The sequence below is a fragment of the Streptomyces sp. V4I8 genome, from assembly GCF_041261225.1.
Taxonomy (GTDB): Bacteria; Actinomycetota; Actinomycetes; order Streptomycetales; family Streptomycetaceae; genus Streptomyces.
This window is the reverse complement of the sequence record NZ_JBGCCN010000001.1, coordinates 10,028,912-10,044,304: the sequence shown is the minus strand read 5'-3', so window position 1 is coordinate 10,044,304 and position 15,393 is coordinate 10,028,912. Positions and strand designations below refer to the sequence as shown.

Annotated in this window: 14 protein-coding genes and 1 pseudogene; 7 read left to right on the top strand and 8 right to left on the bottom strand. The window is 66.5% G+C overall.

Annotated elements, in window-relative coordinates; all coding sequences use genetic code 11:
- Positions 1-2: 2 nt before the first annotated feature.
- From ABIE67_RS45680 to ABIE67_RS45665, 4 genes are read right to left on the bottom strand one after another with little or no spacing between them, the layout of a single operon-like run.
- Positions 3-578, bottom strand: coding sequence for a TniQ family protein (locus tag ABIE67_RS45680; RefSeq protein ID WP_370267917.1), 576 nt, complete (start codon positions 576-578; stop codon positions 3-5).
- Positions 575-1,366 (bottom strand): TniB family NTP-binding protein, encoded by a 792-nt coding sequence (locus tag ABIE67_RS45675; RefSeq protein WP_370267915.1) that lies wholly within the window; start codon positions 1,364-1,366, stop codon positions 575-577. The genes ABIE67_RS45680 and ABIE67_RS45675 overlap by 4 nt, the downstream gene beginning before the upstream one ends.
- Positions 1,264-2,946, bottom strand: coding sequence for a helix-turn-helix domain-containing protein (locus tag ABIE67_RS45670; protein ID WP_370267913.1), 1,683 nt, complete (start codon positions 2,944-2,946; stop codon positions 1,264-1,266). Before ABIE67_RS45670 ends, ABIE67_RS45675 begins: the two co-directional genes overlap by 103 nt.
- Positions 2,943-3,662 (bottom strand): TnsA-like heteromeric transposase endonuclease subunit, encoded by a 720-nt coding sequence (locus ABIE67_RS45665; RefSeq protein ID WP_370267909.1) that lies wholly within the window; start codon positions 3,660-3,662, stop codon positions 2,943-2,945. The genes ABIE67_RS45670 and ABIE67_RS45665 overlap by 4 nt, the downstream gene beginning before the upstream one ends.
- 222 nt (positions 3,663-3,884) lie before the next feature.
- Between ABIE67_RS45665 and ABIE67_RS45660 the strand changes: the two genes are divergently transcribed.
- Positions 3,885-4,772 (top strand): Ku protein, encoded by an 888-nt coding sequence (locus tag ABIE67_RS45660; RefSeq protein ID WP_370267907.1) that lies wholly within the window; start codon positions 3,885-3,887, stop codon positions 4,770-4,772.
- A 118-nt stretch (positions 4,773-4,890) separates the two neighbouring features.
- Here ABIE67_RS45660 and ABIE67_RS45655 read toward each other — a convergent pair whose 3' ends face one another.
- Positions 4,891-5,376: a hypothetical protein gene (locus ABIE67_RS45655; protein ID WP_370267905.1), complete on the bottom strand. Its 486-nt coding sequence runs from the start codon at positions 5,374-5,376 to the stop codon at positions 4,891-4,893.
- Positions 5,377-5,522: 146 nt separating this feature from the next.
- Between ABIE67_RS45655 and ABIE67_RS45650 the strand changes: the two genes are divergently transcribed.
- The 5 genes from ABIE67_RS45650 (at position 5,523) to ABIE67_RS45630 (ending at position 10,046) form a co-directional block, all read left to right on the top strand.
- Positions 5,523-5,993, top strand: a complete 471-nt coding sequence (locus tag ABIE67_RS45650; RefSeq protein ID WP_370267903.1) for a hypothetical protein — start codon at positions 5,523-5,525, stop codon at positions 5,991-5,993.
- Between the two features lie 385 nt (positions 5,994-6,378).
- Complete coding sequence (locus tag ABIE67_RS45645) at positions 6,379-6,819, top strand: hypothetical protein (protein ID WP_370267900.1); 441 nt, start codon at positions 6,379-6,381, stop codon at positions 6,817-6,819.
- Positions 6,820-6,833: 14 nt separating this feature from the next.
- Complete coding sequence (locus ABIE67_RS45640; protein WP_370267898.1) at positions 6,834-7,949, top strand: caspase family protein; 1,116 nt, start codon at positions 6,834-6,836, stop codon at positions 7,947-7,949.
- Entirely contained in the window at positions 7,934-8,620 is a 687-nt protein-coding gene (locus tag ABIE67_RS45635) for an IS630 family transposase (RefSeq protein WP_370269621.1), read from the top strand. Before ABIE67_RS45640 ends, ABIE67_RS45635 begins: the two co-directional genes overlap by 16 nt.
- A gap of 16 nt (positions 8,621-8,636) precedes the next feature.
- Positions 8,637-10,046, top strand: coding sequence for a hypothetical protein (locus tag ABIE67_RS45630; protein WP_370267896.1), 1,410 nt, complete (start codon positions 8,637-8,639; stop codon positions 10,044-10,046).
- A 481-nt stretch (positions 10,047-10,527) separates the two neighbouring features.
- Here the strand turns inward: ABIE67_RS45630 and ABIE67_RS45625 are convergent, their stop codons facing one another.
- Together ABIE67_RS45625 and uppS are read right to left on the bottom strand one after the other, a co-directional pair.
- Entirely contained in the window at positions 10,528-11,496 is a 969-nt protein-coding gene (locus ABIE67_RS45625) for a methyltransferase domain-containing protein (protein ID WP_370267893.1), read from the bottom strand.
- Positions 11,497-11,544: 48 nt separating this feature from the next.
- Positions 11,545-12,048 (bottom strand): annotated as a pseudogene (gene uppS, locus ABIE67_RS45620) (polyprenyl diphosphate synthase); the annotation flags it as partial.
- A 78-nt stretch (positions 12,049-12,126) separates the two neighbouring features.
- Here uppS and ABIE67_RS45615 point away from each other — a divergent pair.
- Positions 12,127-13,401: an IS701 family transposase gene (locus ABIE67_RS45615; protein WP_370252079.1), complete on the top strand. Its 1,275-nt coding sequence runs from the start codon at positions 12,127-12,129 to the stop codon at positions 13,399-13,401.
- Between the two features lie 297 nt (positions 13,402-13,698).
- Here the strand turns inward: ABIE67_RS45615 and ABIE67_RS45610 are convergent, their stop codons facing one another.
- Positions 13,699-15,039, bottom strand: coding sequence for an IS701 family transposase (locus ABIE67_RS45610; protein ID WP_370267890.1), 1,341 nt, complete (start codon positions 15,037-15,039; stop codon positions 13,699-13,701).
- Positions 15,040-15,393: the final 354 nt, after the last annotated feature.

Genomic DNA, 15,393 nt, shown 5'->3' with positions numbered 1-15,393 from the left:
TTTCAGGGCCGCGACCGCGGTGTCCTCCAGTGGGTGGTGACAGCGGGCACCTCGTGGTCCGTCGGGCTTGGGGCCTGTACATCGTCCCGGGCGCGGACGCGGGGTATCCGGCGGCACGCCGGGCAACGGTCGGCCAGCAGTACCTGATGGCGGGTGCAGGCAAAGGACCAGCCCAGACGCCAGGTCACCTGCCAGCGTCCGCCGCTGTCTGCCAGGCAGGCGGGACAGTAGCGGGATCCGGCCCGCCCCCACAGAAGACGTCGTTCGACCCGCCGCTGGTCCGGCTGGATCACCACAGCGTGTCCGTCGAACCGCCGAAGCGTCATCGCCGCAAGGACGTCCTCGGCGACACCCGATGCAGCCGTGATTCCGGCGATCTCTTCAGCAGTAGCGAGCACGGCCCAACGGGGCAGCATGGGTTTGGCAAGGGCCGCGTCCCGCAACGGCAGCCCCAGGGATCGCAGCACGTCGGCGAAGCGGCAGTGCAGGCGGGCGGCGAGGAACTCGAGCCAGGAGTCGAGGGCTTCGCCGGCGACGGGCGCGTAGCGGATCGGCAGGGTCCGTCGCCCGGTGCTCACCGGGCGGCTTGCACCTGGGCTGGCCGGCTGGTGGCCTTGCCCGCTTGGAGGGCGTACTCGAGTTCGGCACGGGCGTGCTCGGCGGCCGCGTCATTTCGGACCTGCTCCAGCAGGTCACGGGTGAGGCGTTCGGTGCCGGTGCGCACGGCGCGCTGGCAGCCGCGGTTGACGAGCGTCATCAGTGAACCGATGTGCCCGGTGCTGCGGGCGAAGAGGTAGTCGGACAGGTCGTCGGCGAGCATGCCGGGATAGGTGTCGGCGAGGACGATGCGCTGCTCCAGAGTCAGCAGGAGCTGGCGCCAGTGGCGGCGGCCCTGCTCGGTGTCGATGGTGAAGGGCGGCATGTCCAGCCGGGTGGTGCGCCGACCGGTCTGCGCAAGGGCCGTGTCCCCGGTGGCTTCGCCTTCGCTGAACAGGCCCTTGGCCGCGAGGCCCACGCCGACCTTGAGGAGAGTGATCGGGAACTCGTTGGCGATCCACTTGAGGTGGTTGCTGACCTCGATGCCGCTGGTCTTGCGCCACTTGAGGAAGTGCAGGTCGTCCAGGATGAGCAGGCGGACCTCGCACAGCAGCATGCAGTCCAGCGCCTGCAGGCCGAGCTGGGCGGCGGTCGAGGTCTGGCGTCCGGGGTGGCCGAAGAACTCCAGCATGGCCCGGTTGAGGTCCTTCATGCCGGTGTTGCCGGTCAGTCCGACCCGGCACACCGGCCACCGCTCATGTCCCTGCGCGCTGAACGCACCGTGCTCGGCGATCTCCCGGCGGTGGAACTTCCGCGCGAAGGCGAGCACAGCGGTGGTCTTGCCCAGCCCGGGAAAGGCATCGATGGCCACGGCGCCCTTGGCCTTGTCGCCATCTTGCTGGTTGCTGTCGACGATGTCCCACAAGTCCTCGTGCAGGCAGAAAAGTTGAGGTGTCCGGATAGGGCCCAGGTTGGCGTGCCATATCCGCCGGTCACGCTCGTAGTCGGCCCGCGCCGGCACATCTCCGTCCACTCCCGGATCATCGCTTCCAGCTCGTCGAGGAAAAAGAAAGCTTCACTCTCGGCGTTCTCACCACGTGAGTGGATGTCCGGCCCCCTGTAGCCGGGTAGGGCCTCCAGCAGCCCTTCACGCAGTGTACGGAAGAAGCGCTCCACCGGGCCCTTGTCCCGGCCCGTGCGCAGCCGGGCGGGCTGGATCGAGATGCCCATCCGCTGGCAGACGCTGGTCAGATGCTCCGAGACGTACACATTGCCGTGGTCGACCACGAGCGTCTCGGGCACCAGCGGCGGTGAAGCAAGCCCTCGCCCCACAGCTCCGTCGACATCGACCAGGACCGTGCGGGGGATGCCGTGCTCAGGCCAGACAGCGTGCCGAGGCCAGTCCGGCCCCGCCGGCCGCGGACGGAAACACTCGAAGAGCACCGCACTCACATCCACCGCCTTCGTGGACACCGGCGTGAGCCGGATCCCGCAGATGCACCGGGAGTACCAGTCCATCGCCACCGTCAGCTCAGCCTGCACCCACTTCAAAGTGAGCGGATCGAACGCGAACACGTCGAGCCTCGTCGTGTCCATCAGCAGATACTCGCCCGGCCGCGTCGGGCGGAGCTTGCCGAACGGCCCCTCTGGGCGCTCGGCGATGTCTCTGTTCCGCTTCGTGCTGAGGCGGAACAGCGGGTGCCGCTTCTCCAGCTCGGACAGAATCCGAAACGCGGTCGCCCGGCTCGGCTGCTCTACGACGGCCGGACCGAAACGGGCAACCACCCGGGCCCGGGTCCGTTCGATCACCGGCGTCCGCGACGGCCTCGATTGACCGGTGTGCTCGACCATCACCTCCAGCGCGGTTTCCACCCATCGATCATCAGCCGACGCTGCCGGGGTGCCAGCCAACCCCTTCCTGGGTGCCAAGCCTGCTTCACCATGTTCCCGGAACTGGGCAACCCACCGCCTCACCGAGCGTGTACCGACCCCCAGTTCAGCAGCCTTCGCCGCATACCTGCTGGCGAGCGACTCACCGGGTGAGTACTCAGGACGGGGCTCACCCGCGCGTGCGATCTCGGGAGTTCCTGAGCGGTATCCGGTGAGGACTTCGCGGACGTGTTCGGCGCGATACTGGACTGCGCGGCGTTCCTCCGGCCGCAGTTGGCCCAGGATCACTGAGGCAATCTCCTCCACGTCGTTCGCCGCGGGGCCAGGGTGTTCAGGGATCAGCCTCGCCCGGTCAGAGAACAGCAGCTCCTTCAGAGTGAGCCGCCGGACCTGGCCGTAGCCGTCCCGGAGGATCACCTCGTTGCCCGCCGAGGTGGCCGTCAACTCGATCACCTCCACGGCGTCGCCGTCGTAGACAAATCGCGTCCCCACGCCGACGCGAGCCTGCGCGCCGCTCACGCAGACCTCTTCAGGACGGCCGAAGGACGGAGAGGCTCAGCGAGCTCGGTGTGCAGGTCATGCGTCCACAGCAGGTGAAGGATCGCAGCCCGCACACGGGGACCCGGATGTCCAGGCACACACTTGGAAGCCTCGTCCAGCGGGACGCCGTCAAGGTCGGCGCAGCGCAGCTCGTCCAGAAGATCAGGTCCGAAGAGCCATCCGCGACGGAACCCCGCGAGGAAGCGGACGTTCTCCAGGAGCTGGGTTGATGGCTCGCTCCACACCTCGTAGCGCCACCCGCGTGACTCCACGACCTGCTCGGTCCACGCAAAGGTCGCGGTCACCTCCGGCTGCGCCAGCCGCTGATGCGGCTTGACGTCCACCACAACCGGACCAGCGGCAGTGAGCAAGAAGTAGTCCGGGACTTGCTTGCGGACTGTCCCCTCGACCATGGATTTCAGCAGGAACGGCTGGGCCACGATGCCACGTACTGATGCGTCGAAATCGGCAAACAGTAGACGCGCGAGCTCCAGGCGGGACTCGTACGGCACATGGCTCTGCGTAGTAGCTGACCAGTAGGTCCCCGAGTAGTGCCGCTGCCCCCTGTACCAGCGAAAAGTCCGCCAGGGTGAAGCTGAACACAGTAGATCGGCTGAAACCGTCGGCCATGCTCGATCTTCCAGAACCTCACCATCGCGGCAGCGGACACTGAAAGTGACGTCTTGGCTGGTCATCGTTGCCCCCATGGCGGCCGGTGGCTGACGAGGCGCGCTGCTAGGAGACTGTCCATGGGCGGTCTGCATCACGTCTGAGGCACTCGAAAGAGTGAACAGGCTGACGTGCCCGTCTCAGGTTCTTGGCCGAATGGCCACCGGGTGGCCATCGGTCGTGAGATTTGGCCACGGAATCTGAGATCCCACACTAGTGCTGCTCGGGGTAGGCCGCGGAGGTCAGTCATGCCCCGATCGATATGGTCTGGTGCGATCAGCTTTGGCCTGGTCACGGTGCCGATCCAGGTAGCCAGCGCGACCGAGAACCACAGTATCAGCTTCCACCAGTACCACGTGGCCGACATGGGCCGGCTCCGGGTTCGCAAATACTGCGAGACCGAGGACCGTGAGGTCACCAGCAGTGAGATCGGCAAGGGCTACGAGCTGACCAAGACCCAGGTCATCCCGATCAGCGACGAGGAACTGCGCGAGCTCCCCCTTCCGACCGCCAAGGCGATCGAGATCGAGGCCTTCGTACCGCTGGAGTCCATCGACCCCATCCGTATCGCTGAGGGCTACTACCTCCAGCCGTCCCAGCCGGTCGCAGCCAAGCCGTACAAGCTCCTCGTTAAGGCCCTGGGACGTGCATCGAAGGTCGCGGTCGCCAAGTACGCCTGGTCCGGGCGGGAGCGGCTGGGCGTACTGCGGGTGAAGGACGACGTGATCGTGCTGCACGCCATGCGGTGGCCAGACGAGATCCGTGACCCCACCGAGTTGCTGCCCGAGCCCGTGGAGCTGACCGAGGACGAGATCGACGGCGCGCTGGCGCTCATGGACTCCATGACCCGCGAGGACCTCACCGGGTTCCACGACACCTACACGGACGCGTTGGCCGAGATCATCAACGCGAAGCGCGAGGACAAGCCTCTGCCCGAGGCCCTCGAGCCTGAGGAGACGGGCGGCAAGGTGTTCGACCTGATGTCCGCCCTCAACGAGTCGGTCGCCAAGGCGAAGGCCTCCCGCGGCGAGGGACCTGCCGAGGTGCACGAGCTGCCGAAGGAGGCCGCGGCCAAGAAGACGACGAAGAAGGCCGCAGCGAAGAAGACGTCGGGGCGCAGGCCGCGCAGCGCCTGACTGCGGCCTCAGCTCGCCGCGCGAGGATCACAGCTGAGCCGTGAGCAGTTGGCCGGCGCCCTCTCCGGCCCCGTACGTCGAAGGAAGGAGACGGCGGCCGCCTGATGACGGCCGCCGTTCACCGCAGGAACTGAATGACCGTAGTCGCGGTTGCACCCATCGCGCTCATGACGCCCACCAAGAGGATCAAGAGCCGCCTCATGTAGTCCGTGCTGATCGACGGCTCCACCGGCGTGACGGTAAGCGGAGGCGGCGTCTTGCGGTGTCGCAGGTTCGCGATCTTGATCCGGGTCATCGTGTAGTGCCAGATCAGTGTCCGCTCCTGATCGACGCCGCACGCCCGGAGAAATATCGTGAGCCACTCGGTGGTGGGCAGCTCGTCCCCGTTGAGCACATGCGCGAAGGTCGCCCCGGAGATGGGGTAGAACGGCTTGCTGCGCCGCTCCAGGTCGCCCAGGGAAAGGCCCTTGTCCGCGACGAGTTCTCGCATGACGGAGAGCACGTCCTGAGGAGTCGTACACAACACGAGCGCGGTGTGCACGTGGTCGACCGTGAGGCTGCTGACCCGCTGGGCTTCATCCGGGAAGCGGGCGTCCAGCTGCACCGTCGGCGCGTACGGCGCGTAGCGCAACCTCACCGGCGAGGGCGGCGCTTCAGTTGGCCACCCTGAGTGCCGTGGTTGGCCGCAGAGTGGCGATCGCAGCGGGGAAACACCGTCCAGACAAAAGCGCCAGGTGGCAGGCTCGCTTCATGGCAGATGACGTCGTGGAGAATCAGGTCGCTGGCCTTCGGGCCGAGTGCGAAGAACAAGCCCGAAAGAACCGCTTCCGTCGTCAGTTCTGGCGGTTCACCCATGCCGCGCTTGGACTGCCGGCTGCCGTACTGGCCGGAATCTCGGGCGCAGCGGGGCTCTCTTCAGCAGATGCCCGTATCCCAGCAGCCGTACTGGCACTCGTCAGCGCAGGACTTAGCGCTGCTATCGCCTTCCTGAAGCCGGAGGTGCATCAGCAGGCGGCTCACGCACGCCGCAGGGCATACCTGGCATTGGAGGTGGAGGCCCGCTTCGCGCTGACACAGGCGGCATCCAGTGGCGGACCCGTACCTCTAACCGTCTACAGGAACCTGATGGAGCGCCGAAGGATGATCATCGCAGGTCAGCTTGACGAACTTGTGCAGCGGATTGCTGTGGGAGGACCTGCCGAAGCGGAGGCCGGTGAATGAGGAGTCTCGTGTTCCGGAGTTCGTACGACTCCGGAGTGACAGGGTCGACGCTGAGTGTCGGACTGGCAACTGAAGCACTCGTTGGCCAACTGAGGGGGTGTGACCGCGCTTCCGTGACGACTACGACCAACGCCCTGTCAGGCCGTACCTCGTCGAACTGATCCCTCATGAAGCAGCACGGTCACAACCGTGCTGCCGAGGGGAACTGCTTAGTCCTTGCACGGATCACAGCACATACTCGGATCGGTGGTGCCGCCTCCGTGGAAGGCGATCGGCTGCCGATTCCCCTGGCCAATCGGCAAGTTGTGCCGATTGGCTGCCATCGGCAGCCACATATCGCCACACTACGAGGCAGAGCTTGTGACAACTTGGAACCGGGGGATTTATGCACGACGGCGCGCCGATGAGAAGCGACCACACTGATCAGTGGGCAGGCGACGTAGTGAATGTGCTGCTGGTCGTCGCGCCCGACCCCGAGCTGGACCCAGAAAAGGGAGAACGGCTGACGCGTCGGCTCCGCGCCGAGATCGCCGAGCTAGACATCGAATCGGTGCGTCCTGCGCCCGGCGGCGCGGCTCCCGACGGTGCCAAGGGCACCGATGCCGTCACGCTCGGGGCCATCGTCGTCGCCCTGAGCGCGTCCGGTGGCGTGTTCACCGCCTTGATCGACACCGTGCGCGACTGGCTGGGCAGATCCTCTGCCCGGCATCGCGTCTCGGTGACCATCGACGGCGACACCATCGAGCTTGAGCGGGCGTCCGACGCCGAGCGGCGCGACCTGATCGATGCGTACATCCGTCGCCACACCGAGAGTCAGCACGATTAACCATGGGCCGCCGGATGGCGTTGCTGATTGCCAGCTACGACTACCAGGACACCGGACTGCGGCGGCTGACCGCTCCCGCGCACGACGCGGAGGCGCTCGCGGAGGTTCTCCAGGACCCCGACATCGCGGGGTTCGAGGTCACCACGCTGGTCAACGAGCCGCATCATCGGGTCGGCGAGGCCATCGGCGACTTCTATCGTGACCGGCGCCGTGACGACCTGACCTTGTTGTATTTCACGGGCCATGGCCTGAAGGACGACGACGGGCGGCTCTACCTGGCGATGGCCAACACCCGCCCTGACAGCCTGCTGTTCACCGCCCTGTCCGCCGAGCAGATCGATCAGGCGATGGAAGGTTGCGTCTCGCGGCAGAAGGTGCTGATCCTCGACTGCTGCTACAGCGGGGCCTTCCCTGCTGGCCGACTCGCCAAGGCCGACACTGCGGTGCACGCGCTGGAGCGGTTCCAGGGTCACGGTCGCACCGTGCTGACCGCATCGGATGCGACCCAGTACTCGTTCGAAGGAAACCAGCTGCACGGCCAAGCGGCTCAGTCCGTTTTCACCCGCTATCTAGTGGTGTGTCGCTGCTTAGTTCTGGTGTGTCTGGTTGGGAGGTTGGTGCCTCAGATTCCTTCCCCTTTGCCAGACAGGGCTGTTGTCATGGGTTCGCAGAAGAAGTGGCCGGTCAGGTTGACTGCGCGGGACCGCGAGGAGTTGGTCCGGGTGACCACGACGGGTGTTCGTGGAGCCTCGATGATCATGCGTGCGCGAGTGTTGCTCGCACTGGACACCTCGGTGGGTGAGGTGGATTCCAAGGAGATGATCGCGACCCGGCTTGGCGTCTCTGGTGAGACGTTGCGGCTGGTCGCCAAGCGCTTCACCGAGACCGGCGGCGATGTTCACGCCACAATCGCACGGAAGAGGCGCGACCTGCCGCCGGTGCCCTCGCCGGTGACCGGTGAGGTCGAAGCCCGGCTGATCGCGATGGCGTGCTCCCAGCCGCCCCAGGGCTATGCACGGTGGTCACTGCGGCTGCTGGAGAAGCACGTCGCGCTGGTCGAGGACATCCCTGATCTGGACCACTCCACCATCGGGAGGATCTTAAAAAAACGGAACTGCGTCCTCACCTGAAGAAGTGCTGGACCATCCCACCACGAGCGAACGCGCAGTTCGCGGCCCGGATGGAAGACGTGCTGGCCGTCTATGCCCGGCCCTATGACCCGGCACGTCCGGTGGTGTGCATGGACGAGAAGCCCTACCAACTCCTCGACCATGCCCGCGGCCCGCTCCCGGCCCGACCTGGCCACGACGCCTGCCAGGACAGCGAGTACATCCGCTGCGGCACATGCTCCATCTTCGTGTGGGTCGAACCCCTACGCGGGTGGCGTCGCGTGCAGGCACTGTCCCAGCGGACCCGGATCGACTGGGCCGGCCAGGTCAAGCAGCTGCTGAGCGTGGACTACCCAGCAGCCGAGACCGTGGTGCTGGTGATGGACAACCTCAACACCCACGACATCGCCTCACTGTACGAGGCATTCGAACCAGAAGAGGCATTCGCCCTGACTCAACGCCTCGAGATCCACCACACGCCCAAACACGGGTCATGGCTCAACATCGCCGAGACCGAACTCGCCGCGCTGAGCAGGCAATGCCTCGACCGCCGGATCGGCGACCTCAACACACTCAACACCGAACTCTCAGCCTGGCAGAACGCCACCAACACCGACCAACGTCAGGTGGACTGGCAGTTCACCACCCACGACGCACGCATCAAACTGCGCCACCTATATCCCAAAAATTAGCCGCGACAGTCTACTAGTGGCGGGCCTTAACGACGGCAGTGCGGACCTCGACGGAGACGGGGACATCACCCTCGACGAGCTGTACAGCTATGTCCACGACCGGGTCGTGGAGGAGATGCCGCAGCAGCGGCCCAAGAAGCAGGACAACGTCGCGGGCCGCATCGTCATCGCCAGGAACACCAACTGGACTTTGCCGGCGCATCTGCGCAACGCGCTCAGCAGCCCGATCGCTGCGGACCGTCTTGGCGCCGTGGACGGGCTGGCCCGTCTGCACCAGATCGGCAACGACTTCGTGCGTCGGATTGTCGCTGGCGAGATCCAGCGCCTTGCAGACGACGACAGCCGGGTCGTGTCGGCCGCGGCGGCGCGACTCCAGGCAATCCTTCCGCAGGTACCCGAAAGCCCACCCGGGTCTGCTTCCGATCCCGCGCCGCCGTCGGCAACCGCAGCGGCGACGCAGTCGGCCACTGTGGTGCAAACACCGCCACTCGCCACCGTCCCTGAGTCGGCACCATCGCGAGTGCAGGGGCGTGGTGCGCGGATTTGGGAGGGTGCCAAGGGGCTTCGCACCGATGCGTGGCGGCGGGTGGAGGGCCCGGTGCGGAGTTTGGCACTGGTGGGGCTCACCGGAATGCTCCCGATCCTGGCTGCCGCGCTGCTGGTCGAAGGGACCATCCGACGGGGCAACTCCGACGGTTGGTTCTCCTCCACAGACCCCGACTTCTCGTACGTCATCACCATGGTGGCGGTTGTGCTGAGTGCAGGGGTCTGCGTACTCCTGCCGCGGACGAGATCTCTGATTGGACCGGGCGTCGTGCTCGGTGCGACCGCTGCCTCGGTCTGGGGGCTGGTGTACTTCTCATCGCTGAATCCAGACAGGGGGACGGCGGATCAACGCTACTTCGCCGGCCATGTGACATTGGTGATCGGCGCCTGCCTCGCGGGTCTCGCACTGAAATACAGCCAGGCCGTTCGCTTCGGGTTTCGGCGGCCCACAAACCTGCTGACCTGGACCATGGCCATTCTGGCTGGGATAGCCGCAGCCGCCTGCGTGTTCCCCCTGTCCCGCTGGGCCTACCAAGCCGCCCGCCTCTCCGCACATGAGCGTGAGCTCAGTAAATACGACTGGGTCGACGCTGCCGACTACGCTCACTATGCCGACTATCTGGCTTCTCTCGCGTGGGCCTACCTTGCAGCCACTGTGGCGGCGGTCAGCGTCCTGGTGCTGGCCGCCGTGCTTGCCCCGCGCCGGTTCCGGCTTTCCCTTCTCGCTGGCTGGCTCGGAGGCGCCTCCGCGATCGCTCGTCACGCCTACGGGTCGGTCGGATCAAGCAACGGGTCGTATGTTGATATCACCATCTTCGGGTGCGCGTTGCTGGTACTCGCGGCAGTGGGTCTGATTGTGTCCGTCCGGTCGCCACGGTGAGCAACAGTCAAGACCTGTGGATCGCATGACACGCCGATCCACAGGTCGGATGGCGAGGACCGCGCAAGAGCTCCAACTGATCGCTGGGGGCCTGGAGATCGCCTGCTGAGGCGAAGGCCCTAAAACGACAACGCCTCGGCTGCAGGAGCGTTTCGCTAGGGGATCCCTCGGTCATGCGAGTGAAGACGATTGAGGACGTCCTCTTTCCTGGCCTGAACCTCATGGTGTGGCGGCTCATGACCTCCGATGGCAATTTGGTGGTCGACGCGGCGGCCTGCGGGCCACCGGGCACGTGTCCGCAGTGCAAGCATCCTGCCACGCGGGTCCACTGCCGATATTGGCGTCAGATATCCGCGTTAGGAAGGCGACCTGCACGCAGGGCGGGACCGGCCTCGAACTCTCCCCACCGGCATCAAGTCCGTAGTCAAGAATCAGTAGCATCCCCTGAGCCTCACGGGCGATGCTTGCGCTGACGAGTACCTCAAGCCGGTTTGCGGCAGAGGTAGAAGTAGGAGGGTGTGAAGATGCCGAGGCGTCCGGCTTGAGCGAGGGCGTCGACCGCCTCCATCACGACCTGGGTGATCTTTGCCGTGTTGGCAGGCAGGAGCCTGGTCCGTTCTGCCCCGGTGGCGATCTTGTCCAGGGCGAACCGGCCGGGCTTAGAGAAGAGGAGATAGCGTGGGTCGCGGTCACGGCCGGTGAGGGGCAGATACCAAGGGGTCTCGGGGTCGCATAGTTCGATACGGTCTTGCGTTTCGATCAGCTCAAACCCCACGTCCTGCAAGGCGTTGTCGACGAATTTGGTGGTGGGTGTGCCGGAGAGGGCTGTGCCCCGTTCAATGTTCCGCTTGACGCGTCGGTGGTCGGGGTTGTCGGGGTCGTATCGGTCGGTCATGCACCAGGCGTAGCCGCCGAACATCCCGCCCGGGCGCAAGACCCGGTGAACCTGCTCGTAGACCGCGCGGTGGTCGGGGGAGTGGATGATGGCCTCTACCTCGTAGGCTGCGTCGAACTCCCCGTCGGGAAAGGGGGGCCGATGGAAGTCTCCCCAGACAATGCGGCAGCGGTCGTCGAGGCCTGCCCGCCTGTTCATGCGCGTTCCGGCTGCTACTTGTTCGGGGCTGATGGTGATCCCTGTGATTGATGCGTCGGAGAAGCGGGCGATGCCGCGCATGGGGCCGCCCACGCCGCATCCGAAGTCAGCGACCTTCATTCCGGGTTGCAGGTTCAAGCGGGAGGCCAGCCAGCACTGGTAGCGCGTGAGTGACGCCTTGAATGACTCACCACGGCGTCGTGGCGCGAAGTGGAAGGATTTTCCCCACATCAGCTGAAAGAAGGTAGTGGCGAAGGAGTAGTACGTCTCCACCATGTGCGCGTACTCCTCCTGACGCAGGGCCTCGCCCTCTTCAGAGTCCGTCTGCATCTTCAGGTAGTCGTCGAATCCCGTCATGACAGCGCATTCCTTCCCGGTGGGTTTCAGCCCTGGGCCAGGGTGTTGTCACCCGCCGAAGCGGCGGTGGCGTGTGCGGTAGGAGGCCAGGGCTGTGTGGAGGTCGTGTTCCTGGAAGTCGGGCCAGTATGTTGCGGTGAAGTAGAGCTCGGCTTGGGCTGTCTGCCAGAGCAAGAATCCGGAGGTACGTGCCTCTCCCGAGGTCCTGATCAGCAAGTCTGGGTCGGGCAAGCCTGCTGTGGAGAGCCGCTCGGTCAACAGCTTCTCCAACGTGTGGAGGTCACGCTGGGGCGGTCGGCCGAGGGAGATGATTTCGCGGAGGGCCAGGAGGATATCGGTGCGCCCCGAGTAGGCGAGGGCAATGTTGGCGAGCAGCCCGGGGGCTTTCGCGGTCTCCTTCTCGATGGCTCGGAGCTGGTCTGTTATCGCCTTGGGTAGGAGGTCTAGTCGGCCGATGGGCCGCAGACGCCAGGGATGCTGAGCCGCCATACTCCATAGGGATTCGATGATGACTTCCAGGAGCGGCTCCACTTCTTGGCGGTTTCGCCTGAGGTTCTCTTCAGACCCTTCAGCTGTAGATCATGGTGGTTGCGGGAGTTCGAGGGTCTCTAAGCTGGGTAACTGCCGTGTATGAAGGCGGAGTTGCTGGATGTCCCGGTCGAGGTGTCGGACCGGGAGTGGGCGGAGGAGTGGGCGGGGCGGCTGGACGATCTGCTGGTGGGGGTCGGGGACCTGTTCGGCCGGGTGGAGACGCAGTGGCATGGGGAGATGTGCGTCCGGGGCCTACTGGGGCCGGTCTCGCGCAAGAACGGCTGGCAGCTGGCGGAGTGGGCCGGAGAGCGTGTGCCGTGGAACCAGCAGCACTTGCTGGACCGGGCGAAGTGGGACGTGGAGGGGGTGCGGGACTTCACCCGCCGGTACGCCGTCGCCGAGCTGGCGGACGACGGCGTGGGCGCGGGGCCCGGCGGGGCCGGGGTGCTGGTGGTGGACGAGACCGGGTTCGCCAAGCGCGGGAAGGCTTCGGCCGGGGTGGCGAGGCAGCACTCCGGGACGCTCGGCGGGGTATTCCCCTGCCAGATCGGGGTGATGTGTGCGTGGGCCACCGGTGCGGGGCAGGCGTTGATCGACCGGGAGTTGTACCTGCCACGGGAATGGACGGACGAGCCGGATCGCTGCCGGGCCGCGCACGTGCCCGAGCAGCGCGGCTTCCTGACCAAGCCACGGCTGGCGGAGGCGATGATCGAGCGGGCGCTGCCCGACCTGCCTCAGGAGCCGGGGAAGGTGTGGGTGGCCGCCGACGAGGTGTACGGGCGCGAGCGTGCGTTCCGTTCCTTCCTGGAGGAACATCGTCTGCCGTACGTGGTCAACGTGCAGGCGAACTCGCCGGTGCTGCAGCGTCCGGGCTGGCGGCACGCCGCCCGGCTGGTGGAGCGGGTCGCGCGGGAGGAGGACTGGGTCGAACTGCCCGCCGGGCCCTCCCAGTTGGATACCCGCACGTGGCAGTGGTGGGTGCGGCGACTCCCCGGCGAGGAGGAGATGGTCGATGGCCAGGCGTGGGCGCGGTGGCTGGTCGCGCGACGCCGCCTGGAGGATCCCGGCAAACGCGACTACTACCTGGGCTGGGGCCCGGCCGACACCCCGGTCGAGGAGATCGTTTTGGTGCCGGGCGCGCGCTGGCGGGTGGAAGAGGCGATCAAGCTGGCGAAGTCCGCCTGCGGGATGGCTGACTACGAGGTCCGCTCTTTCCACGGCTGGTACCGGCACGTCACCCTCGCCCAGCTGGCCGCCGCGTTCCTGGTCGGCTGCGACGCAGCCACCGCCCGCGAGAACGGCCCGCTGGCCCGGACCCGCTACGGCCAGCCCGCGCCGACAGCACCCGTCGCCGAGAGAGGGGGACCCGCCTGATCCCAGCAGCCCACCCGCCCCCGTCCGCTTCACCGCCTTCGAGATCAGGCGCCTGCTCATCTTGCTCACCCCGCTGCCCGACCGCCACCAACGCATCCGGCACGGCCTGGCCTGGTCCGCCTACCGCCGCCTCCACCAGGCCATCGCCCGTGCCTGCCACCGACGCCGCCGAGCACACGGTCACACCGTCCCAGCCGGACCCGACACACCAACAGAACTCCCGCAACCACCATGATCTACAGCTGAAGGGTCAGACACGGCAGCTGTAGTTCTTGATCGGTTGGTCATTGTTGCTGGTCAGGTGGTTGCTGCGGCGGTGATGTTGTTCCAGCGGCGGTGGGCTTCGGTGGCTTGCTGTTGATGGTGGCGGCGCCATGCGGACCAGTGCAGGAGGTGCTCCAGGTCGCGGCGGGGAGGGCGCAGGGCGGTGGCGCGTAGGAGTCGCAGCAGCTCGCGGGTGCTTGAGGGGGCGAGTGGGCCGCTGGGTGTCTGGGCGGCGGCGCGGGCTTGGGTGACGGCCAGGATGGCTGCGGCGAGCATGCTGATCAGGCTCCAGCGCATCCAGGAGTTCCAGCAGGTGGTCTGGCCCTCGTCCAGGCCGCAGTCGGATTTTCCGGCCTGGAAGTCCTCTTCGATTTTCCATCTGCAGCACACCACATCGACCAGGGTGGCCATGGTGACCGCGGTTGCGGAGTGGCAGCGGTAGAAGGAGAGTTCGCGGGTGTAGCGGTGGCGGCGCACCAGCAGGTAGGAGTGGCCCGACCCGGCGCTTTCGGGGGTGTCGTCGGCGAGGACGCCGATCATGGCCCAGTCGTAGTGACGGTCGCCCTTGGTCCCGTGGCCGGTACGCATGCGCATCCAGGTGCGGCGGGGTAAGCGGGCGGCGAGTTCGGTGGCGGTGAAGCGGCCGGCTGGGGTGGTGACGCGGTGGTCGGCGCGGACCGCGAGGGCGTAGTCGAGGCCGAGTGCCCGTGCATGCCGTCGCAGCTCGCGACCGCCGTACACCTCGTCGCCGGCCAGCCAGCGGGCCGGTATCCCCAGGGCACGTACACGCTGCAGCATGGCGGCCGCGAGCTGTGGCTTGGTGGCGAACAGGGTCTCGTCGGGGACGTGGGTGAGCAGGCGGCGTTCCTCGTCGGCGGCCCACCCGGCGCCCAGGTAGAGGGCGCGGTCGATCAGCGTGTGCCCGCTTACCGAGGCGTAGGTGAGGTGGACGGAGACCTGGCACAGACCGATACCGCCGAGCGCCCCGGCGTACTGGTGGGCCGCTCCCACGCAGTCGGTCGAGGACTTCTCATCACCGGTCTCGTCCACGATCAACACCGCCTGGTCGTCCGCGAGTTCACCGGCCGCCCAGGTCATGAGCCGGTCGCGGGCCAGATCGTGGTCCCACACACCACGGGAGAGGAAGTGCTGCAGCCGGTGCGGGCCCGAGTGCCCCAGCGCCTCGCCGAGCGTCCAGCAGTTGCGCGTATCGAGCTCCATCAGCATGCCCTCGGTCATCTCCCGCGCCAGCAGGCGCGGTTCCCGGCGCGGGAAGCAGTCAGCGACCTCGGCCATCACCGCCCCGAACGCGGCCGTCCACTCCTGCCCGGCTATCGTGGCCTCCACGGCCACCTGTTCCTTGATCGTCGTCACAAACGCTCATGATCACGGTGGCCGTCCCCCTACCCTCGGCCGCCCCCGCACCCCCGTTGACCAGCACGAACACGCCAACGATCAAGAACTACAGCTGCCGTGACTGTAGTCGAAGTGACTGCCAGGGTCGGGAAAGATCCATTGAAGCAGCGGATCATCGGCGAATCCATGAGCCAGCGTTGCAGCGGCCTGGCCCACGCCAACCATGCCCAGGTCTTGGGTGGTTACATTCATCGCTGGTGTGCCCCTTCCGGCAGAAGTTTGCGGTGCGTCGCCTTCAGGGCGGCGGCCGCCCGTTCGATGTCGTCGTCGTTGGTGGCCCAGTTGGCCACGGTGAACCGCCCCGGGTTCCAT